The sequence below is a fragment of the Amycolatopsis camponoti genome (assembly GCF_902497555.1).
Classification (GTDB): domain Bacteria; phylum Actinomycetota; class Actinomycetes; order Mycobacteriales; family Pseudonocardiaceae; genus Amycolatopsis; species Amycolatopsis camponoti.
In genome coordinates, this window is sequence record NZ_CABVGP010000001.1 from 2,955,015 (window position 1) to 2,975,656 (window position 20,642).

The 20,642-nt window shown below is 72.5% G+C and carries 22 protein-coding genes and 1 pseudogene; 13 read left to right on the forward strand and 10 right to left on the reverse strand.

Annotated elements, in window-relative coordinates; genetic code table 11:
* Positions 1-7 precede the first annotated feature (7 nt).
* Positions 8-910 carry a LysR family transcriptional regulator gene (locus AA23TX_RS13975; protein WP_155542953.1) on the reverse strand — a complete coding sequence of 301 codons (903 nt, stop codon included), beginning with the start codon at positions 908-910 and terminating at the stop codon, positions 8-10.
* 79 nt (positions 911-989) lie between these two features.
* Between AA23TX_RS13975 and AA23TX_RS13980 the strand changes: the two genes are divergently transcribed.
* Entirely contained in the window at positions 990-1,787 is a 798-nt protein-coding gene (locus AA23TX_RS13980; protein WP_155542954.1) for an SDR family NAD(P)-dependent oxidoreductase, read from the forward strand.
* Here AA23TX_RS13980 and AA23TX_RS13985 read toward each other — a convergent pair.
* Positions 1,714-2,688: a LysR family transcriptional regulator gene (locus tag AA23TX_RS13985; protein ID WP_155542955.1), complete on the reverse strand. Its 975-nt coding sequence runs from the start codon at positions 2,686-2,688 to the stop codon at positions 1,714-1,716. The genes AA23TX_RS13980 and AA23TX_RS13985 overlap by 74 nt on opposite strands.
* A gap of 119 nt (positions 2,689-2,807) precedes the next feature.
* Here AA23TX_RS13985 and AA23TX_RS13990 point away from each other — a divergent pair, with 119 nt between their 5' ends.
* From AA23TX_RS13990 to AA23TX_RS14005, 4 genes are all read left to right on the forward strand, one after another.
* Positions 2,808-3,515 (forward strand): SDR family NAD(P)-dependent oxidoreductase, encoded by a 708-nt coding sequence (locus AA23TX_RS13990; protein ID WP_155542956.1) that lies wholly within the window; start codon positions 2,808-2,810, stop codon positions 3,513-3,515.
* Between the two features lie 4 nt (positions 3,516-3,519).
* On the forward strand, positions 3,520-3,867 hold the full coding sequence (locus tag AA23TX_RS13995) for an SgcJ/EcaC family oxidoreductase (RefSeq protein WP_155542957.1): 348 nt from the start codon (positions 3,520-3,522) through the stop codon (positions 3,865-3,867).
* A 13-nt stretch (positions 3,868-3,880) separates the two neighbouring features.
* Entirely contained in the window at positions 3,881-4,180 is a 300-nt protein-coding gene (locus tag AA23TX_RS14000) for a muconolactone Delta-isomerase family protein (protein WP_155542958.1), read from the forward strand.
* A 127-nt stretch (positions 4,181-4,307) separates the two neighbouring features.
* On the forward strand, positions 4,308-5,159 hold the full coding sequence (locus AA23TX_RS14005) for a DUF72 domain-containing protein (protein ID WP_500676492.1): 852 nt from the start codon (positions 4,308-4,310) through the stop codon (positions 5,157-5,159).
* Between the two features lie 60 nt (positions 5,160-5,219).
* On the opposite strand, the gene AA23TX_RS14010 is transcribed toward AA23TX_RS14005, so the two are convergent.
* The 4 genes from AA23TX_RS14010 to AA23TX_RS14025 form a co-directional block, all read right to left on the reverse strand.
* Positions 5,220-5,987, reverse strand: a complete 768-nt coding sequence (locus AA23TX_RS14010) for a glycoside hydrolase family 75 protein (protein WP_155542959.1) — start codon at positions 5,985-5,987, stop codon at positions 5,220-5,222.
* A gap of 185 nt (positions 5,988-6,172) precedes the next feature.
* Positions 6,173-8,101 (reverse strand): LamG-like jellyroll fold domain-containing protein, encoded by a 1,929-nt coding sequence (locus tag AA23TX_RS14015; protein WP_155542960.1) that lies wholly within the window; start codon positions 8,099-8,101, stop codon positions 6,173-6,175.
* 179 nt (positions 8,102-8,280) lie between these two features.
* On the reverse strand, positions 8,281-8,643 hold the full coding sequence (locus AA23TX_RS14020) for a nuclear transport factor 2-like protein (RefSeq protein WP_155542961.1): 363 nt from the start codon (positions 8,641-8,643) through the stop codon (positions 8,281-8,283).
* A complete protein-coding gene (locus AA23TX_RS14025; protein WP_155542962.1) occupies positions 8,640-9,167 on the reverse strand; it encodes a MarR family winged helix-turn-helix transcriptional regulator in 528 nt (175 codons plus the stop codon). The genes AA23TX_RS14020 and AA23TX_RS14025 overlap by 4 nt, the downstream gene beginning before the upstream one ends.
* A gap of 165 nt (positions 9,168-9,332) precedes the next feature.
* On the opposite strand from AA23TX_RS14025, the gene AA23TX_RS14030 reads away from it, so the two are divergent.
* Positions 9,333-11,345, forward strand: a complete 2,013-nt coding sequence (locus AA23TX_RS14030; RefSeq protein ID WP_155542963.1) for a phosphocholine-specific phospholipase C — start codon at positions 9,333-9,335, stop codon at positions 11,343-11,345.
* Here AA23TX_RS14030 and AA23TX_RS14035 read toward each other — a convergent pair.
* Positions 11,335-12,261 (reverse strand): AraC family transcriptional regulator, encoded by a 927-nt coding sequence (locus AA23TX_RS14035; protein WP_155542964.1) that lies wholly within the window; start codon positions 12,259-12,261, stop codon positions 11,335-11,337. The two genes, AA23TX_RS14030 and AA23TX_RS14035, sit on opposite strands and share 11 nt — an antisense overlap.
* Positions 12,262-12,341: 80 nt before the next feature.
* On the opposite strand from AA23TX_RS14035, the gene AA23TX_RS14040 reads away from it, so the two are divergent.
* Positions 12,342-13,130 carry an NAD(P)H-binding protein gene (locus AA23TX_RS14040; protein WP_155542965.1) on the forward strand — a complete coding sequence of 263 codons (789 nt, stop codon included), beginning with the start codon at positions 12,342-12,344 and terminating at the stop codon, positions 13,128-13,130.
* On the opposite strand, the gene AA23TX_RS14045 is transcribed toward AA23TX_RS14040, so the two are convergent.
* Positions 13,123-14,640, reverse strand: coding sequence for a T6SS phospholipase effector Tle1-like catalytic domain-containing protein (locus AA23TX_RS14045; RefSeq protein WP_155542966.1), 1,518 nt, complete (start codon positions 14,638-14,640; stop codon positions 13,123-13,125). The genes AA23TX_RS14040 and AA23TX_RS14045 overlap by 8 nt on opposite strands.
* Before the next feature lie 76 nt (positions 14,641-14,716).
* Entirely contained in the window at positions 14,717-15,415 is a 699-nt protein-coding gene (locus AA23TX_RS14050) for an ArsR/SmtB family transcription factor (protein WP_230862623.1), read from the reverse strand.
* Positions 15,416-15,505: 90 nt separating this feature from the next.
* On the opposite strand from AA23TX_RS14050, the gene AA23TX_RS14055 reads away from it, so the two are divergent.
* Positions 15,506-16,711 carry an MFS transporter gene (locus AA23TX_RS14055; protein WP_155542968.1) on the forward strand — a complete coding sequence of 402 codons (1,206 nt, stop codon included), beginning with the start codon at positions 15,506-15,508 and terminating at the stop codon, positions 16,709-16,711.
* Entirely contained in the window at positions 16,692-17,642 is a 951-nt protein-coding gene (locus AA23TX_RS14060; RefSeq protein WP_155542969.1) for a threonine ammonia-lyase, read from the forward strand. The genes AA23TX_RS14055 and AA23TX_RS14060 overlap by 20 nt, the downstream gene beginning before the upstream one ends.
* On the opposite strand, the gene AA23TX_RS14065 is transcribed toward AA23TX_RS14060, so the two are convergent.
* Positions 17,639-18,133: a hypothetical protein gene (locus AA23TX_RS14065; protein WP_155542970.1), complete on the reverse strand. Its 495-nt coding sequence runs from the start codon at positions 18,131-18,133 to the stop codon at positions 17,639-17,641. The genes AA23TX_RS14060 and AA23TX_RS14065 overlap by 4 nt on opposite strands.
* Positions 18,134-18,237: 104 nt before the next feature.
* Here AA23TX_RS14065 and AA23TX_RS14070 point away from each other — a divergent pair, with 104 nt between their 5' ends.
* The 4 genes and pseudogenes from AA23TX_RS14070 to AA23TX_RS51215 form a co-directional block, all read left to right on the forward strand.
* Entirely contained in the window at positions 18,238-18,870 is a 633-nt protein-coding gene (locus AA23TX_RS14070) for a helix-turn-helix domain-containing protein (RefSeq protein ID WP_155542971.1), read from the forward strand.
* A 60-nt stretch (positions 18,871-18,930) separates the two neighbouring features.
* The gene (locus tag AA23TX_RS14075) at positions 18,931-20,076 is read left to right on the forward strand and encodes an NAD(P)/FAD-dependent oxidoreductase (protein ID WP_155542972.1); all 1,146 of its coding nucleotides are present in this window, start codon (positions 18,931-18,933) and stop codon (positions 20,074-20,076) included.
* Positions 20,076-20,327, forward strand: coding sequence for a (2Fe-2S)-binding protein (locus AA23TX_RS14080; protein ID WP_230862624.1), 252 nt, complete (start codon positions 20,076-20,078; stop codon positions 20,325-20,327). The genes AA23TX_RS14075 and AA23TX_RS14080 overlap by 1 nt, the downstream gene beginning before the upstream one ends.
* A pseudogene (locus tag AA23TX_RS51215) lies at positions 20,324-20,461 on the forward strand (FAD-dependent oxidoreductase); the annotation flags it as partial. The gene AA23TX_RS14080 and the pseudogene AA23TX_RS51215, both read left to right, overlap by 4 nt.
* Between the last annotated feature and the right edge of the window lie 181 nt (positions 20,462-20,642).

The following is a 20,642-nucleotide window of genomic DNA, read 5'->3' on the forward strand; positions in this document are numbered from 1 at the left end:
CCCCCGGTCAGCCGGGCCGGTCGGCGGCCTGCTCCCGGAGGGCGCCGACGACGGCGGTGGCCCCCGCCGAACGTCCGTGCCGGGTGACCACGACCGCCGCCCGGCCGCGCCACGCCGGGTCCTCGACCGCGACCACCGCGACACCGGCCGGTACAGAGGCCGCCGCCACGCCCGGGAGCAGCGCGACGCCCAGCCCGGCCGCCACCATGCCCAGACGGGTCGTCCAGCTGCGGACCGCGTGGCCGATGCGCGGCTCGGCCAGGGTCGGCCAAGCGCCGAACTGGGGCTCTCCGCGTCCGCCGCGGCCGGCGATCCACGTCTCGTCGCGCAGGTCGGCGACGTCCACCCGCCGCCGGTGGGCGAGCCGGTGCCCGGCCGGGACCGCGACGCGCAGGTCGTCCTCGACCAGGACGTCCTGCTGCAGGCCCGCGAGGTCGTAGCCGGGCAGCCCGGCGCCGACCCCGATCACGACGACCTCGGTGCGCCCGCCGCGGAGCCGGGCGAGCAGCGCCGGGGTCGCCGCTTCCTCGAGCGTGACGGCCAGCCCGGGGTGCCGGGTGCGCAGCACGGCGATCGCGCGGGGGACGAGGACCGCCGCCGCGGCCGGGAACGCGCCGATCGACAGACGTCCCGCCAGCCGGTCGCGCAGGCCGGCCAGCTCCTGCTCCGCGGTGTCGACGACGGCCAGCGCGGCGGTGGCGTGCCGGACCAGGAGCGCCCCGGCCGGGCTCGGCCGCACCCCGCGGGCGTGCCGCTCGAACAACGCCGTGCCCGCGGCGGCTTCCATCATCGCGACCTGCCGCGAGATGGCGGACTGCGTGTAACCGAGGGACGCGGCCGCCGCGGTGAACGAGCCCGTGGCCGCCACTTCGCGGATCACCCGCAGGCCGGTCAGCGTCACTTCTGCCATGCGGCCAGCTTAGCCATGAGCAATACGCACAGCGCCAGTGCGAAGACATCGCTGGTGCTCATGCCTCGTACCGCGCAGCATGGAAGACATGATTTGGTTCATCACAGGATCTTCGAAGGGCTTCGGCCGCCACTGGGCCGAGGCCGCCCTCGACCGCGGCGACCGCGTCGCCGCCACCGCACGCACCCCCGCTCAGCTCGACGACCTCGTGCGGCGGTACGGCGACGCGGTCCTCCCGCTCGAGCTCGACGTCACCGACCGCGACGCCGCGTTCGCCGCCGTCCGGCGCGCCGCCGATCACTTCGGCGGCCTGGACGTCGTGGTCAACAACGCCGGCTACGGCCACTTCGGCCGGGTCGAAGAACTGAGCGAAGCCGACGTCCGCGCCCAGCTGGAGACGAACTTCTTCGGCGCGCTCTGGGTCACCCAGGCGGCGCTGCCGATCCTGCGCGAGCAGCGCCGCGGGCACGTCATCCAGGTCACGAGCGAGGGCGGCGTCGTCGCGTTCCCGGGCATCGGCGCCTACCACGCGTCGAAGTGGGCGCTGGAAGGGCTTTCCCAGTCCCTGGCCCAGGAGGTCGCCGAGTTCGGCATCCACGTCACCAACCTGGAGCCCGGCCCCTACGCCACCGACTGGCTGGCCGTGGGCGCGCGCCGGAGTACCCCGAACCCGGACTACCCGCCAGTGCCGGAGGGGCACTGGGACGTCGGCGACCCGCACGCCACCCGGGCCGCGATCCTCGAGCTCGTCGACGCCGCCGACCCGCCGCTGCGGATGTTCCTCGGCAAGTCCCTCGCCGCGGTCACCGAGGAGTACCGGGCGCGGCTGAAGACGTGGGAAGACTGGCAGGCCGTGGCGGTGCGGGCGTTCGGCTGAGCTCCGCGTGCGGGTCGTCGGCGGGCACCCAGCCGGCGTCCAGGTCCAGCGGTCCGACGTCCCGGGTCAGCGCCTCGATCGTCGCCAGTACCGGAGCGCGGGTCTCGTCGCGGCGGGACACCAGCGACCACGTCCACAGCGGCGCCGGGCCGGTGACCGGACGGCGCCCGAGGTCGGGCGGGACCGGCGTCGTCTGGCCCTTCGGGGAGTTGAGGACCGGGCGCCGCAGCCGGCGGACGTGGTCGAAGAACGCCGGGCCGGTGACGCCGCCGTCGTGGGTGGGCACGACCTGGGCGCCGGTGACCCGCGCGAACTCCTCGGCGTAGCGGTTCCAGGACGCCCAGCTGTCGGTGTCGGCGTCGACGAGCACGACGACGTCCCGCGCCGCCACTTCGGCGGCCCCGGTGCCGATCGCGTGGAGGCGGTCCGCGCCGAGCAGGCGGGCTTCGAGGTCGTGCTCGGCCAGGTCGGCGGTGAGCGCCCAGCAGATCGCCAGGTCGATGCTCTGGTCGGCGACCCGCCGCAGCTGCGCGTGCGAGGGCAGCACCCACGTGTCGACGTGCAGGTGCGCGACGCCCGCGACGCGGTCGAGCAGGTCGGCGGGGTGCCAGTTGACGTACCCCAGCCGCACCGGCTCGCGCGCGGCGATCCCCGCGGCCGAGCGCCGCAGTTCGTCCGCCTGGTCGAGCAACGCGAGCACCCGCGGCAGCAGCGACTCGCCGCATTCGGTGAGCCGCACCGAGCGGCGGTCGCGGTCGAAGAGGCGGACGCCGAGGTCGCGTTCGAGCGCCTTGATCTGCTGGGACAGCGAAGGCCCGGCGATCCGCAGCCGCTCCGCGGCCCGGCCGAAGTTCAGCTCTGTGGCGACGGCCACGAAGTACCGAAGCTGGCGTAGCTCCATACCGGGAGCTTAGTGCGGTGGGAGCCCGGGCCTTCCAGCTGAGAGCGAACCGGTCGTGGCGGCCCGGTTCCGCGCGGCACATCCTCGGCTCAGGAAGCACACCCACCAGGAGGAAAACCATGAACACCCAGAAGGTCGCGGTCGTCACCGGCGCCTCGCAGGGCATCGGCGCGGCCGTGGTCGAGGCGTACCGCAAGCTCGGCTACGCCGTGGTCGCGAACTCGCGCTCCATCACCCCGTCGGGCGACGCCGGAATTCTGGCCGTCGCGGGCGACATCGCCGACCCCGCCGTCGGCGCCTCGGTGATCGACCGGGCGCTGGCGACGTTCGGCCGCGTCGACGCGCTGGTCAACAACGCCGGCGTCTTCGTCGCCAAGCCGTTCACCGACTACACGGCGGACGACTTCGACCTCGTGACCGGCGTCAACCTGCGCGGCTTCTTCGAGGTCACCCAGCGCGCCATCGCCGCGATGCTGGAGGTCGGCGGCGGCCACGTCGTCAACGTCACGACCAGCCTGACCGACCACGCCAACAGCGCGGTGCCCTCGGCGCTGGCGTCGCTGACCAAGGGCGGCCTGAACGCGGTCACGAAGTCCCTCGCGATCGAGTACGCGACGCGGGGCGTCCGCGTGAACGCCGTGTCGCCCGGCATCATCCGCACCCCGATGCACCCCGCGCCGACGCACGACGCGCTCGCGAGCCTGCACCCGGTCGGCCGGATGGGCGAGATCGGCGACATCGTCGACGCGGTCGTCTACCTGGAGGGCGCGCCGTTCGTCACCGGCGAGATCCTGCACGTCGACGGCGGCCAGAGCGCGGGACACTGACGTCATGGACATCCTCACCGGAGTGCTGGACGCCTGGAAGTCGGCGGTCGACGCGCACGACCCGGAGCGCGTCGCGGCGTCCTTCACCGAGGACGCGATCTTCCAGGGGCTGCACCCGTACAGCGTCGGCCGGGACGGTGTGGCGGCGTACTACGACTCGCAGCCGCCGGGCATGACGGCCGAGTACCGGATCCTGGAGACCCGGCGCCTGGCCGAGGACGTGATCCTCGGGTATTCGAGCGTGGACTTCGCGTTCACCGACCGGCCGGTGCTTTCGGTGCACCTCAGCGTGATCGTGCGCCGGGTCGGCGACGCTTGGCTGATCGCCCACTACCAGGTCTCGCGGCTCTGAAGGGAGCACGACGATGGAGTTCCTCGTCGACATGCGGACGACGGTGCCGCCGGGCACGTCGGACGAGACGGTGGCGGACACCCGGCGGCGCGAGGCCGTGCGCAGCGGGGAACTCGCGGCGCGGGGCCACATCCTGCGGCTGTGGAAGCCACCGGAGGGGCCGGGGGAGTGGCACACGATCGGGCTGTTCGCCGCGGCGGACGAGGCGGAACTGCGGCGGGTCCTCGAGTCGATGCCACTGCACGGGTGGATGGCCGTGACGGTGACGCCGCTGAAGCCCCACCCCGGCGACCCCGGCGTGGGACGGCCCTGACCCGCCATCGCCGCCGCCGCTGCGGAAGCCGAGGGTTCTCGCGCCGTCCGCGTCACCGGGGCCGTGCAGCGAAACCGGGGCCCGGGTAGTAGTTTTCTCCCGTCACGATCGACGGGAGAAGACGCCAGTGGCACGTCTGCACGTCGGCTGCGCGATGTGGACCCACAAGGCGTGGCCCGGGCGCTTCCTGCCGCCGTCGCTGCCGGCCAAGGAGCGTCTGCGGGCCTACGCCGGCTGGTGCACCGCGGTCGAAGGCAACACCACCTTCTACGCGACTCCCGCCCGGGCCACCGTCGCGACGTGGGCGGAGCAGACCGGCGCCGGCTTCCGGTTCGTGGTCAAGCTGCCCAAGGTCGTCACGCACGAACGCCGGTTCGCCGGGGTCGAGGCCGAGATGCGGACGTTCCTGGACGCGATCGAACCCCTCGGCGAACGGGCGGTCCTGTGGACCCAGCTGCCGGCCTCGTTCGGCCCGTCCGACGTCGACGCCCTCGGCCGCTTCCTGCGCCGGCTCCCCGCCGACCGCCGGCGCGCCGTGGAGGTGCGGCACCCGGAGTTCTTCACCGACGCCGCCTCGACATCGTTGCTGGAGAGAGTGCTCGCCGACGCGAACGCCGAATGGGTGCCGTTCGACACCACCGTCTTCTTCCGGCGCCCGCCGACCAGCGAAGCCGAGCAGGACGCCTGGGCCAAGAAACCCCGGCTGCCACGGCGGACGCGCGCGCTGACCGACCGGCCGGTCGTCCGGTACCTGGGCCGGGACTCGGTCGAGGAGACGGTCGAGGGGTGGCGGCCGTGGACGGCGGTGGTCGCGGGGTGGCTGCGCGAGGGCCGGTCGCCGACGGTGTTCCTGCACACCCCCGACAACGACGACGCACCGGCGCTCGCCCGCCGATTCCACGACGACGTGCGAGCGCTGGTGCCCGACCTCGAAGCATTGCCCGACCCGGAGCCGATCGAGCCCGCGACGCTGTTCTGAGCGAGCGGGAGACTCGACCCGCGGCCGGCGCAGCGGTCGGTGCGCCGGCCGAGGACCGGGCTAGAGGCCCATGCTCGCGCCGAGGCTGTTCAGCGCCTTGTCGACGAGGGCCTGGGCGTTGCTGTTCAGGTTCGAGTTGGTGCCGTTCACGACCCAGGACGAGCCGGAGAAGATCACCACGGTCACGCCGTTGTCGACACCACCGGTGGTGCCGCTGCTGGGAATGCCGAGCAGCGAGGCCGACTTCACGGACGCCTCGCCCAGTTCGCGGGAGTCGTTGTCCGAAGTGGTCTGGTTGTTCCCGGTCTGCGTGTCGCCGAAGATCGCGCCGATCACCTTGCTCTTGTAGAACATCAGCGCGAACTGCCTGCCCTTGATGTTGTGTTCCTTGTAGAAGAAGTGCGGGCAGGGGGACTTGCGGTCGTAGCAGTCGTCGCCCAGCACGTAGAAGGGGACGTGGTGCGCGGCCAGCTGCTTCCCGTTGCTGTCCTGGAAAGTCGTCTGGCCCTGGTGGTCGGGGTCGGGATCGGGGTCGCTGCCGTCGTCGTCGACGGCCAAGCCGGAGCTGTAGGCGTAGACGCCCGTCGCCACCTGGTAGACGTTCACGTTCTGGGACCGCGTCATGGTGTTGATGTGGGGCTTGGAGTTGACCTTGTGCGCGGTCGTGCTGTTCTTCTTGACACCGGCCAGAACCTGGGCGGGCGTGTACGTCGCTTCGGCTTGGGCGGTGGTGTTGGTCGTGGCGGCGTCGGCGGATTTGACGGCGAACGGCGTGACGAGCGTGAGAGCCGCGGCGGTTGCCGCGGCCAAGCGCGTACGGGATGTCATGGGTGCGGTGCCTCCGTCGATCGTTAGGAACCTTTCCTAACTGAGGAGACCACCGGTGACCCCGGTCACGTAAGGACTTTTACGAAGATTTTAGTCAAATGTCCCGGTCTTCGGAGCATCGCGTGGATGAGCGCCGCGTGCGGGGCGGCAGCGGGTGACCGCCGGGGTCACCCGCTGCCGATGGGTCACCTGGTCAGGAACTCTTCCGGCCGCAGCGCCCGGTCGACGATCCGGACGTCGCCGATCCAGCCGTGGAACACGTTGTCGAGTGCGCCGCCGTACTCGTGGCCGCCGAGGAGCCACGTGCGGCCCAGCGACGCGATGCCGACCGAGTCGGTGGAGGGGTTGTCGGCCACCGGGGAGCTTTCGACGTAGACCTTCGTGTGGTGCCCGTCGTTGACGACCGCGATGTGCCACCACTGGTCCTCGGCCAGGCCGTGGCTCCAGTTGGTGGTCGGGTACGTCTGGCTGAGCGGGTAGCAGTTGAACTGCACCTCACGACCGTTGTTCGTGGTCATGAGCTGGGCCACCGGCTCCTTCGGATCGGTGTTCTCGCCGTGCTTGCCCGCGTCGCCGGACGCGCCGCGGCGGACCAGGACCGGCATGTTGCCGTTGTTCCCGCCGTCCCAGTCGCGCGGGATCTTCACGAACGTCTCGATGGTGTAGCCGCGCTTGAACGTCTCGGCGTTCAGCGGCGCGCTCGCGCCCGTGGTCAGGTACGCGCCGTGCAGCGGGTTCCGGCCGCCGGCGAACCGGAGGCTGGCGTGCCCCGGCTGGTCGGGGTGGTGGTCGTCGGTCCAGGTCAGTGCGTCCGGGGCGGTGCCGGCGACGGCCTGCAGCGTGAGGTCGTTGCCGTGGCCGGACAGGTCGCGGACCTGCTGGCCGGCCGTGACCGCGCTGCCGTTCGCGCCAACGTTGTCAAAACGCCAGTACGCGAGCGTGCCCGGCACGAGCACCTTGCCGGCCGGCCGCGCCGGGCGGACCGGCACGGGGATGAAGCCGGCGAAGCGCCGCTCGAAGTCGAACGGGATCGAGAAGCGGTCGACCGCCGTGGTGAGCCGCGACTCCAGCACCTCCATGCGGTTGCGCTTCGCGGGATCCTTCTCGAGGATCCACGGCGAGATCGTCTCGACGTCGATCGTGGCGCGCTCGAGGTCGAAGTGGTACAGGCGCAGCATGCCGCCGCCGCTCATGTACCGGTTCTGGTAGTTCGTGATGTGCAGGTGCACGTCGTGGCCGGCGGCGTTCTTCTTCGTCATGCGACCCGAAGGCCAGTAGTGGCCGTTGAGCGTGAGGAAGATCTGGTCGTTGTCCTTGATCAGCGAGTCCCACACGGTCTGGCCGTAACCGGAGAACTCGGCGTTGTTCTCGGGATCGCCCGACTCGTACGGGTAGACCTCGTCACCGTAGGTCGATCCGACGATCTCGTGGCAGGTGAGGATCACCGGCAGCCGCGGGTGCTTCTTGATCACGTCGTTGGCCCACGCGAAGCCCGCGGGCGACGTGCGCCAGTCCATGGCCAGCAGCAGCCACTCCTGCCCGGCGGCACGGAAGACGTGCGCGGTGTTGTAGCCACTGGCGTCGGAGCCGAGGAACGACTTCTGCCGGCGGAACCGCTGCGGGCCCATCGTCCGGAGGTACGGCGTGGTGCCGCGGGTGTCGTCACCGGAGACGTCGTGGTTGCCCGCGAGCACGCTGTAGGCGACGCCGGCGGAGTCGGCGATCTCGAACGTCTTGTCCACGGCCTGGAACGACGTGATGTCGGCGTCCTGCGTCAGGTCGCCGAGGTGGGCCAGGAAGACGATGTTGTTGTCCGGTTTGCCGCTGTTCTCGATGACGTACCGCAGCGACGCTTCCTGCGGCTCCGGGTTGATGCTGTTCTGGCTGCCCCAGTAGAGGTACTGGGTGTCCGGCATCACGGCGACGGTGAACTGGCGGCTCTCGCCGTCCGGGTTCCACCTGCCGCCGCCTTTGCGAGCGCTGTCCGCGGTGTCCGGGGTGCCGGCTTCGGCCGGTGCGACGCCGAGCGCGCCCAGCGCCGTCGCGCCGGCGCCGGCCAGCCCCGCGTTGCGCAGGAAGGACCGTCTGGTCGGGCCTGCCTGGTTTTCGCGCATGATCTGCCTCATTCGGGTTTCCGGGGAGAATTGTTCGCCGACCCGGACGCTATTCCCGCCTGCTGGAGCCGACGCGAACAGCAGGTGGCCTGTTCGCGTCGGGGGCGCTGCGCTTGCGTGGTGACAATTCCTGTCTCGCGCCGGATTTCCGGCCACACCGTGGTTTCCGGGCGCCGCGGTCAGAGGCCGGCGGCCGCCATGACCGGGTGCCACGGGGTGGCGTCGAAGATCAGCGTGATGGCCGTGATCTTGCCGTCGCTCAGCCGGAAGTGCTCGGCCGTGCGCTGGGTGCCGACCGGGGTCGCCGTGTGCACGTCGTACACCAGCGTCGCCTCCGACTCGCCGTAGAGCTCGCTGAGCATGTCCACCCCGGTGACCACGCTGACGAACCCGCCGAGCCCGGCGAGGTGGCCGCGGGCGTCGTCGGAGCCGATCAGCGGGCTGCGGAAGGTGAAGGTGGCGGCGAGCTGGTCGGCCGCGGCGGTGACGTCGCCGGCGAAGCGGGCGCGGGAGTAGGCCAGGACGGTCTCACGGGTGGTCATCGGTCCTCCAGGTGACGGGCGAGGTGCTGCTGGTTCTCGGCGAGACGCAGGCAGAGGTGGCGCAGCTGGGTCGTCTCGGCGGCGGTGAAGCCGCGGAAGAGCGCCGCCATCGCCAGCTGCGACGGACGGCGGAACTCCGCGAGCCACGTCCGGCCGTCTTCGGTGATGCGGACCAGCACCGACCGCCGGTCGCGCGGGTCGGGGACCCGCACCGCGTGCCCGGCCCGCTCGAGGGTGTCGACCAGGCCGGTGACGTTGCGCGAGCTGACGCCGGCGGACGCGGCGAGGTCCTTGATGTTCGCTTCCGTGCCGCTCAGCCGGATCAGGATGTCGAGGGCGCCGGGGCTCAGGCCGCGGCTGCCGGTGCCGAGCGAACGCAGCTGGTCGAGGCTCCGCGCGGCGACGCGGACCGCCGCCGCGGCTTCGAGCACGCCGGTGTCCTCACCGAGGGTGAACCCGGCCAGCGCGTCGCGGACGTCGGGGGAGTAGAGGTGGTCGTCCGGATCTTTGGCGAAGTCATTCATAGTGAAGTACTACATTAGTACGTACTTCCGTAACTCTGTCAAGATCATGTCCGACCGCAGTCGTTTACCAGGGTTTCGCCCGGCGTTAGCCTCGGGCCCGGCACAGGTTCTCGAAGTCCCGCACATACTGACCCGGCTCTCCACCACGACACCCCCGGAGTCCCCATGACGGACGTCAACCGACGGCGTTTCCTGCAGCTGGCCGGCGGCACCGCCGCCCTTTCCGCACTCTCCACCAGCATCGCCCGCGCCGCCGAAATCCCCGCCCACCGGCGTACCGGGTCCTTGCAGGACATCGAGCACATCGTGGTCCTCATGCAGGAGAACCGGTCGTTCGACCACTACTTCGGCACGCTGCGTGGCGTCCGCGGTTTCGGTGACCCGCGGCCGGCGACGCTGGCCTCCGGCAAGTCCGTCTGGGCGCAGTCCGACGGCAAGCGCGACATCCTGCCCTTCCGCCCCGAAGCGGACAACCTGGGCCTGCAGTTCATCCAGGACCTGCCGCACGGCTGGAACGACACGCACGCGGCGTGGAACGGCGGCAAGTACGACAAGTGGGTGCCCGCGAAGGGCTCGACCACCATGGCGTACCTGACGCGCGAGGACATCCCGTTCCACTACGCGCTGGCCGACGCCTTCACGATCTGCGACGCCTACCACTGCTCGTTCATGGGCTCGACCGACCCGAACCGCTACTACATGTGGACGGGCTACACGGGCAACGACGGCAAGGGTGGCGGCCCGGTCCTCGGCAACGACGAGAAGGGCTACTCCTGGACGACCTACCCGGAGCGGCTGGAGAAGGCCGGCGTGTCGTGGAAGATCTACCAGGACGTCGGCGACGGTCTCGACGCCGCCGGCGGCTGGGGCTGGATCGACGACGCCTACCGCGGCAACTACGGCGACAACTCGTTGCTGTACTTCAACTCCTACCGCGACGCGAAGCCCGGCGACCCGCTGTACGAAAAGGCCCGCACCGGCACGAACGCGAAGGCCGGCGACGGCTACTTCGACCGGCTGCGCGCCGACGTCAAGGCCGGGAAGCTGCCGCAGGTCTCGTGGATCACCGCGCCGGAAGCGTTCTGCGAGCACCCGAACTGGCCGGTGAACTACGGCGCCTGGTACATCGCGCAGGTGCTCGACGCGCTGACGTCGAACCCGGAGGTGTGGAGCAAGACCGCGCTGCTCATCACCTACGACGAGAACGACGGCTTCTTCGACCACGTGGTCCCGCCGTACGCCGCGGCTGGCCAGTCCACTGTGGACACGACGGGGGAGATCTTCGCGGGGTCGGCGACGAACCCGGCGGGGCCGTACGGGCTCGGGCAGCGCGTCCCGATGCTCGTGGTGTCGCCGTGGAGCAAGGGCGGTTACGTGTGCTCGGAGACGTTCGACCACACGTCGATCATCCGGTTCATCGAGCGGCGCTTCGGCGTGCGGGAGCCGAACATCACGCCGTGGCGGCGGTCGGTGTGCGGTGACCTGACGTCGGCGTTCGACTTCGCGCGCACCGACGTCCGCGTGCCGGCGCTGCCGGACACCGCGGGTTACGAGCCGCCGGACCGCGTCCGGCACCCGGACTACGTGCCCGCGGTCCCGGCGAACAACGTGCTGCCGAAGCAGGAACGCGGGCTGCGGCCGGCGCGGGCCCTGCCGTACGACCTGTCGGCCGACGCCCGGCTGGCCGGCGGAACCCTGACGGTGACGTTCGCCAGCCACGGCCGCGCGGGCGCGACGTTCTACGTCGTGACGCCCTCGGGCGAGCCGCGGACGTACACGGCCGGCGCCGGCACGTCCTTGCCGGCCGCGTTGCCCGCCGCCGGGGCCTACGACTACACCGCGTACGGGCCCAACGGGTTCGTGCGCCAGTTCCGCGGCACCGACGCGGGGCCGGAGGTGAGCCTCCGCCAGGACGGCGCCGAGCTGGCACTGGTGCTGACGAACAGTGGCACGACGACGGTGCAGCTGAAGGTGACGGACGCGTACGGCCGCTGCTCGTCCACGCACCGCCTGCGTCCGGGCGCGCGGGTCGTCGAGCACGTGGACACCCGGCACAGCAACAACTGGTACGACGTGTCGGTTTCGTCGGACCGCGACCCGAAGTTCCTGCGCCGGCTGGCGGGGCACGGGGAGACCGGGCGCCCGAGCACGAGCGACCCGGCGACGCTCACGAAGTGAGGCGGCCGCGGCGCCAGTCCGACGGGCTGGCGCCGCGGTGGCGCTTGAACGCCACGCTGAAGGCGAACGGGTCTTCGTAGCCGACCGCCTTCGCCACCGCCGCGACGCTGTCTTCGGTGTCGCGCAACAGATCCGCGGCCAAGGTCATCCGCCAGCCCGTGAGGTACGTCAGCGGCGGCTCGCCGACGAGGCGCGCGAACCGCGCGGCGAACGCCGCCCGGGACAGCCCGGCCCGGGCGGCCAGCGCCGCGACCGTCCACCGGCGGGCGGGTTCGGCGTGCAGCAGGCGCAGGGCTTCCCCGACGCCGGCGTCGTCCAGCGCCCGGAACCAGGCCGGTGGTGCTTCCGCCGCGGCGCACCACGCCCGCAGCGCCAGGACGAGCACGAGGTCCAGCACCCGGCGCAGCACGGCGTCCTGGCCCGGTTCGTCGCGGCCGACCTCGGTGGCGAGCAGGTCGAGGGCCGCCCGGGTGCGGGGCCCGGCGGGTACGACGGCCGACGGCGGGAGCATCGCCAGCAGCCGCTCGGCGGCGACGCCGTGGAGTTCGTACGCGCCGCGCAGCATCGTCGTGGCCCCGGGTGCGCCGTCGCCGTAGGTGCGCGGGGCCCGGGCGCTCACCTCTGCGGTGCCGGTGAGCGGGTACTTCCGCCCGCCCCGGATCACGACCTGGGGCGCGGTGGCCGGGTCGTCGGCGATCGTGTAGCCGGGCACCTTGATCAGCGCGATGTCCCCGGCGGCCAGGCGCACCGGCGGTCCGGAGCCGAGGCCGAGGAACGCGTGCCCGCCGAGCGTCGCGACCAGGGTCAGCGGCGGGGCGTCCGCGAAGGTCAACGACCACGGCGGCCGCTGGATCAGCTGCCGGACCAGCGCGTCCGAGGCGTGGGCCCGGTGCAGCAGGTCGCTCAGCACGTCCATGCGCCGACCCTAGACGATCACAAAGGAACCATCGACTTCCTCCCATGGATCGTCTCGCGCATCCGCGGTTGTCTGACGGCATGAGCATCCTGATCCTCGGCGGAACCGGCAAGACCGGCCGCCGCGTCGCCCAGCGCGTCGACCACGCCCGAATCGCCTCCCGCGGCACCGGTTTCGACCTCGGCGATCCGTCGAGCTGGGCACTGGACGGCGTCACGGCCGTCTACCTCGTCGAACCGGACCTGCGGGCCGGACCCCGGCTCCCGCGGTTGGTGACCGAAGCGGTGGCGGCGGGGGCCCGGCGGCTGGTGCTGCTGTCCGCGCCGCGCGCCGGCGAGGAGGGTCATCCGCTGCACGCGGCCGAACGGGCCGTGCGCGAATCCGGCGTCGGCTGGACCATCCTGCACCCGAACTGGTTCGCGCAGAACTTCAGCGAAGGCCCGTGGGCGCCGGGGATCCGCGACGGCGTCCTGACCCTGCCGACCGGGGACGGACGCGCGCCGTTCGTCGACGCCGAGGACATCGCCGAGGTCGCCGCGGCGGCGCTGACCGACGACCGGCACCACGGCGAGGTCTACGCACTGACCGGTCCGCGGGCGGTCGGCTTCGGCGAAGCGGTCGACCTGATCGCCCGGGCCGCCGGGCGGAAGATCGGCTACGTCGACGTCGACCCCGAAGCGTTCATCGAGCGGCAAACCGCCCACGGCGTCCCGCGGACCGTGGCGAGCCTGCTCACCGGCCTGCTGACGGACCTGCGCGACGGCCGGGGCGCCGACCTCGGGGACGGCGTCGAGCGAGCCCTCGGCCGGCCGCCGCGGTCGTTCGAGGACTTCGTCGCCGCGACGACCTGGACCCGCGACGTCACTTGAGCCGCTCGATCGTCAGCCGCAACGAACCCCGGTTGCTCGAATACCCCAGCCAGCTGTCGTTGGCGTACGCGTAGAAGTAGCCCGGCTTCTCGACGACCCACTTCTCCAGCAGGCTGCCGATCGGGAACGCCTCGTACGGCTGCTGCACGTCGTGGGCGTCGAGGTCCCGGGCCGCCACCGCGCCGATCAGCGCCATCCACTTCGCGTCTTCGCTGCGGCGGCCGCCGAAAGCGCGGGCCTCGGTGTCGTTGAGCCGGGCGAGCTGGGTCTGGAGCCAGGCCGACGACGTGGCGAGTGCGTGCAGCACGTCCTGGAAGTCGAGCCGGGCGTCCGCCTCGGTGCCGTCCGGGTGGTGCGCGATCTTGCCGTTCAGCCAGGTGCCCTCGGCGCCGAACGCGTACTCGCCGGGCTCGAGGTGGACGCCCGTCCAGTTCCACGGCTTTCCGGCGTAGACATCGACCGCCACCGACTCGCCGGCCGCGAGGCGACGCCCTGCGCGGTAGGGGCCGGTGGTGATCGGCGGCGTCGCCTGCCGGTCCACGGCGGACGGGGCGACGTCGTCGGAACCGGCGGCGATGAACGGGAAGGCGCGCGGCGCCGGGCAGAGGACCGTGTACACGCTGTGGAGCGAGTTGTGCAGCACGTCCTGGGCGTCCGGCCGGATCTGCCGGTCCATCGCGTCGTCGAAGACCAGGTCCGGCACGACCGCGCGGCACTCGTCGATCATCCACCGCAGGGCCGCGTCGGACAGGCCGGTGTGGTCGTGGCCGCCGCCGACGTCGCTGTGGTCGCCCGGGAACCAGACCTGCTTCGCGGTGCGGTCGCCGTCCACCTCGTCCAGGTTCGACCACAGGGTCGGCATGAACGGGCCGCGCATCTCGTCGATCGCGAGGGCTTGCCGGGCGTGCTTGACGTGCGGGCCGAGCTGGGTGTCGTGGAACCGGGGGAGGTGCCCGACGTGGTCTTCGACGAGCTTCAGCGGGCCGAGCCAGTCCGGGATGCCGAGCGAGCCGACGGTGTCCCAGACGCCGAGGAACTCGATCGGGACCGGGTCGGCGGCCTCGCCGGCCCCGGCCCGGTAGACGGTGGTGAAGAGCCGGTCGACCTCGGCCCAGAACTCGGTGGACCCGGCGGTCTTGAGGTCCGCCGGCAGGCCGCACCGGCTGATCATGCCGCCGAGGCTGCGGACGGTGAACGCCCCGCGGCTGAACCCGAAGAGGTGGATCGCATCACCGGGGGAGTAGGTGCGCGCGAGCCAGCCGTAGGCGCTCTTGATGTTCTCGGCGAGGCCCTTGCCGACGAGCCCGCCTTCGAGGTGGTCGAGCAGCCCGGGTCCGGTGCCGACACCGGGGTGGTAGTACCGCGGCTGGGTGCCGAGGTTCGCGACGGTGTGGTGGATCCGCGCGACGTTCGTCGGCGACGGCCGGCCCTGGTGCTCCTGGTCCGGCGTGTTCCACGTGCCGTCGCAGCAGACGACCAGGTGCCGCCTGGCCGGGTGCGGCTCGCTCATCCGTTCACCTTCGCTCCACTCGGGATCTCGAGAGTAGGAGACGGTGAGCGGCGGCCGGGATACGGCCCGGTCCTGATCAGAAGCCGGGCACCAGCGCGCCCAGCCGCCGGCGGCCGCGCGGGGTGACGGCCAGTTCCCGGTCGCCGTCACCGCGCCGGACCAGGCCGGCCGTCAGGAACGCCGCCAGGACCTCGTGGCCGAGGACGCCGCCGAGGTGGGGGACGCGGTTGGTCCGGTCGAGGCACGCGGTCGCGAGCCGGCGGCGTCCGGGGTCCACCGTGGCCGGGTCGACGCCGAGGTCGTGGAAGGCCGAGACGTCGCTGCCCAGTGTCAGGCCGGCCGCGGAACCGTCCGGCGGCCGCAGCGCGCCGCGGTCGACGAGCATGGCGAACACCGTCACGCCGAGCCGGCCGGCGGTGTGGTCGTAGCACGTGTGCGCGATGTCCACTGTGGACTCGGTCGGGTGGGGCGGGGCGAGGGAGTCGTTGCCGCCGTAGCGGGCGAGGGCGGTGAGCACGGGCAGGAGGTCGTCGCGGCCGACGCGGTACAGCGCGTGGCGCCCGGTGTGCTCGGCCGTCACCAGCCCGGCGGCGCGCAGCCGCGCGAGGTGGTTGCCCAGCCGCGGCGCGGTGACGCCCAGCGCGTCGGCCAGCTGCACCATGGTGTGCGGGCCCTCGGCGGCCAGCAGCTGCAGCGCCGTGAGCCGCACGGGGTCGGACAGCTCCCGCGTCAGCCCGACGATCGCGCCCTGGACGGGGTTTCCCGGTTCGACCATTCCGCTCACGACGCGATCCTAACACCGTTCATGGTTTGCTGAACGGTGCCTGTCGTGCTTACCATTCACGCTCTCATGAAGGGTGGATGCATGAGGAGTCTTCTGTGGGGACGCGGGGTGTCCGCGCTCGGCGACGGCCTGTGGTTCACGATCTGGGCGCTGTACTTCACGCGGATCCTCGGCCTGTCCCCGGTGACGGTGGGCGCGGGGATGGCGGTGGCGAGCGCCGTGGGCATGGCCGCCGCGGTGCCGCTCGGCGCGTTCGCCGACCGCGCCGGCACCCGGTCGGTGCTGGTCGTCGTGACGCTGGTGCGCGCCGCCGCGATGGCCGGGTACCCGGCGGTGCGCGGGACCTGGTCGTTCCTGGCCGTGACCATCCTGTTCACCGCGCTGGCCACCGGAGGGACCGCGGTCCGGACGGCGCTGGTCACCGGGCTGGTCGCCGACCCGGCGTGCCGGATGCGCGTGCTGGCGCAGCAGCGGGTCGCCCAGCACGTCGGGTACGCCGTGGGTGCCGGTCTCGGGGCGCTCGTGCTGACCGCCGACGCGCCGTGGGCGTACACCCTGGCCATCGCGGGCAACGTGGTCAGCTTCCTGGTCCTGGCCGGCACGACGTTGCTGGTGCCCGCGCCCGCCGCGGTCCCGGCGCGGCGCTCCGGCGCGCGGGCCGTCCTCGGCGACCGGCCGTACCTGTGCGTCGCGGGGGTCACCGCGGTGCTGTCCCTGTGCTGGGCGATGTTGTCGGCCGGGCTGCCGCTGTGGCTGTCCGGCTCGACGCGGTTGCCGCTGGGGCTGGGCGGGATCGTCGTCGTGCTCAGCTCGGTGGGCATCGCGGTGTTCCAGGTGCCGTTCGCCCGGTTCGGGCGCACCACGACCCGGGCGGCGCGGACGGCGGTGGTGTCCGGGGTGCTGCTCGCGGCGAGCTGCCTGCTGCTGGCGACGACGTCCGGCGGCGCGGGAGCCGGTGCGGTGACGGTGGTGGTGCTCGCCGCGGTGCTGCACGTCGTGGGCGAGCTGAGCTACGTGGCCGCGAACTGGGGACTGTCGGTCCGGCTCATGCGCGAAGAGGCGAAAGGTGCCTACCAAGGGGCGAGCGAAGCGGCCACGGCGACGGTCCAGATGGTCGGGCCCGGGGTGTTCACGCTGGCGATCGGCGGTCTCGGGGCCTGGGGGTGGGTGCTGGTCGCGGGGGTGTTCCTGGTCGCCGTCGCGCCGATTCCCCGGCTGGCCCGCTGGGCGGCCCGGACCCGCGAACCGGCGGCTATGCTCGGCGACCGTGCCGGAGACGCGTCTTGACCTCGGCCGGATCCGGGCCGCCCGCCGGGTGATCGATCCGGTCTTCCTCGAGAGTCCGCTCTACCGCTGCGAACCCCTCGAACGCGTGCTCGGCTGCCGGGTGAGCATCAAGCTCGAAACGGCGAACCCGGTCCGCAGCTTCAAGGGCCGCGGCACCGAACTCGTCGTGCACGGCCTCGCCGGCCGGGCCGCGGTCTGCGCCAGCGCGGGCAACCTCGGCCAGGCCCTCGCCCTCTCCGGACGGTCCCGCGGGATCGACGTCACCGTCGTGGCGTCGCGGTTCGCGCCCGCGGCGAAGCTCGAGCGCATCCGGGCGCTGGGTGCCCGCCTCGAACTGGTGGACGGCGACTTCGAACTGGCCCGCGAACGGGCGGTGGCGCTGGCGAAGGAGCGAGGCGTGCGGCTGGTCGAGGACAGCCTGGACGTCGAGACGTGCGAAGGCGCGGCGACGATCGGCCTCGAACTGGCGGCCGCCGGGCCGTTCGACGCGGTCCTCGTCGCCCTCGGCGGCGGGGCGCTGGCCACCGGGGTCGGGCACGTCCTGAAGACCCTCGCCCCCGGGACCGAGGTGATCACCGTCCAGCCGGCGGGCGCACCGGCGATGACGCTGTCCTGGCGCGCTCGGCGCGTCGTCACGACGGACACGGCCGACACGATCGCCGACGGCGTCGCGGGCCGGTTCCCCATCCGGGAGGTCCTCGACGACCTGCTGGCCGCGGCCGACGACGCCGTCCTGGTGACGGAGGCGTCGATCATCGCGGGGATCCGGCTGTTCCTGGAGCACGCCGGCCTGGTGGTCGAGCCGTCGGCGGCCCTCGGCCTCGCGGCGATCCTCGAAGACCGCGACCGGTTCGCGGGGCGCCACGTGGTGACGATCGTCTGCGGCGGCAACGTCGATCTGCCCGCCTACCGCGGCTGGGTCGGCTCTTAGCGGGCCAGCAGGCCCTTTTCGCGCATGGCCGCCCGGAACACTTCGGTCTGCGAGGCGTCGAGGGCGTTCGCCGGGAACGCGACCTTGCCCTCGGACGCGATCTTCAGGACCCAGAACCCCCGGACCAGCGCGACGTTCTTGAACGTCGTCCACAGCAGGGTCGTCGTCCGCCCGGGAACCTCGGCCGCGTACTCGGCGTCGGTCAGGACGAGCCGGGTGGTCCCCGGCTCCGTGTAGGCGCGCAACCGCCGGGTGATCCGCCGCGCCTGGAGAACCGGCCACCCGAGGCCCAGCAGGAGGACCACGCCGCCGACGGCGAGCCCGACCGGGTCCGGCTCCGCGCCCCGGAGCGCTTCGGTCAGTGCCAGCACTCCGAGCACCACGTAGATCCCGGCGGGCAGCCACCGGGCCACCGGCGCGCTCGGGTAACAGGCGCGATACGACTGCTTCGCCATTTCGGGCGTGAAGACGAAAGAAATCGAGATGTCCACGGACGGTTCCCCCAGAGCGATCGGCCGCGCTGATTCTGGCACGACGTCCGGCGTGGCATCATGACCCCTGCCCCGATCGGCAAACCGAACGGAGACCGGGCTCGATGGACGCTTTACCGAACGCCGGGACGCGCGTGGCCGAAGACGGCGGGCCGTCGATCCGGGACATGCTCGCCGTCAACCTGCGGGCCGCGCGGGCGGCGCGGGGCCTGTCGCTGTCCGAGCTCTCGCGGCGGTCCGGGATCGGCAAGGCCACCCTCTCGCAGCTGGAAGCCGGCACCGGCAACCCGACCATCGAAACCGTCTTCAGCCTGTCCCGCGCGCTCGAGGTGGCCATCTCCGACCTGCTCGACCACCGGCCGCGCGGCGGGCTGACCGTCGTGCGCGGAGCCGACGTCGAAGTGCTCCGCGGCGAGGGCGTCGACCTGCGGCCGCTGCGCCGGATCGAGGCCGAGAACAGCGTTTTCGAGGTCTACGACCAGGTCGTCCGCGGCGACGCGCCGCAGCGGTCGCAGGGGCACGTCGGGGTCGAGCACACGATCGTCCAGGCCGGCGGGCTGCGCGTCGAGGTCGGCGGGCGGACGGTCGACCTCGGGCCGGGGGACTACGTCGCCTTCGACGCGCGCGAGCCGCACGGCTACACCGCGCTCGAAGCGCCCGTCCACTCCGTGCTGCTGCTCCAGTACCGGGACGGCGAACGGCTCGACGGGCGTCCCCACCCCGTCTTGCCGGATTGACACCCGCGCCTCCGAAGTCTTAACCTCCGATCGTTCGCTTTACCGAACACCGGAGGGTCGATGAACCGAACGCGGGCGGTGGTGATCGGGGCCGGCGTCGTCGGGGCGGCATGTGCCCGGGAGCTGAGCCTCGCCGGGTTCGACGTCCTGGTCCTCGACCGCGGCCGGCCCGCGGGCGGCACCACTTCGCACGGCGAAGGCAACCTCCTCGTTTCGGACAAGGGGCCGGGTGCCGAACTCCGGCTCGCGCAGCTTTCGGCGCGGCTGTGGCCGGAGATCGCGGCCGAACTCGGCGACGCCTGCGAGTTCGACCCCAAGGGCGGCATCGTCGTGGCCACCACCGAAGCGGGCGCCCGCGCGCTCTCGGCGTTCGCCGCCGAGCAGGCCGAAGCCGGCGTGCGCACCGAAACTGTGTCCACAGTGGACCTTGCGGCGGCCGAACCCGCGTTGACCCGCGAGGTGGCCGCCGCGGTCCGCTACCCGGAGGACGCGCAGGTCCAGCCGGCCGGCGCGACCCTGGCCCTGCTCGGCTCGGCCCTCGCGCACGGCGCCCGCCTGCGCACCGGCACGGAAGTCACCGGCGCCGTCGTTCGCGGTGGCCGGATCACCGGGGTCCGCGTCCCGGCCGAAGTCATCGACGCCGACATCGTCGTCAACGCGGCGGGCCCGTGGGCGGGGGAGGTCTCGACGCGGCTGGGCGCCCCGATCGCGGTCCGGCCCCGGCGCGGCGAGGTGCTGGTGACGACGCCGATGCCCGGGGTGGTGCGGCACAAGGTCTACGACGCGGACTACGTCGGGGCGGTCGGCTCCGGCGACGGCGAGCTGCAGACTTCCGCCGTCGTGGAGTCGACGCGGGGCGGCACGATCCTGATCGGCTCGTCGCGCCGCCGCGTGGGCTTCGACGACGCGATCGTGCCGGACGTGCTGAGCGCGATCGCGGCCAAGGCGCTGCGGCTGTTCCCGTCGCTGGCTTCCGCGGCGGTGATGCGCGCCTACGGTGGGTTCCGGCCCTACGTGGACGATCACCTCCCGGTCCTCGGCGAGGACCCGCGGCTGGAAAACCTTTGGCACGCAACGGGACACGAGGGAGCGGGCATCGGCCTGAGCGTCGGCACGGCTCGGCTGCTGCGCGAACTGCTGACCGGGGTGCCGCCGTCGATGCCGGTCGACGAGTTCACGGTGGACCGTCCGGCGGTGCTCGCGTGATCGAAATCAGCGTGGACGGCGAGCCGGTGACGGGCACCGAGGGGCAGACGGTGGCGGCGGTGCTGCTGGCCGCCGGCCGGCTGTCGTGGCGCACGACGCGCTCCGGGGCACCACGCGGAGTGTTCTGCGGAATCGGCGCGTGCTTCGACTGCCTGCTGACGGTGAACGGAGTACCGGACGTCCGCGCGTGCCGCCGCCGCGCCACGGACGGCGACGAGATCCACACCCAGTCCCGCCAGGAGAACGCATGAGGCGGGTGGTGATCATCGGAGCGGGCCCAGCAGGCCTGGCGGCCGCCGAGCACGCCCTGCGGTCGGGGGCGCGGGTGACGGTCCTGGACCAGTCGGACGCTCCGGGCGGGCAGTACCACCGGGGGACGCACGGCCGGCCGCACGGCTTCGAGGGATTGCTGGAGCGGCGCGAGTGGTGGCCGGAAAGCACGGTGTGGGCGCTGGAAGCCGCCGCGGGCGATCGTGGCGGCGCGATGGAGGCCGAGGTTCGCGGCGCCCACGACGGCGATCGCGCAACCGGCGGTGAGGGAACGGCGGACGATCGCGTCGCGGCAA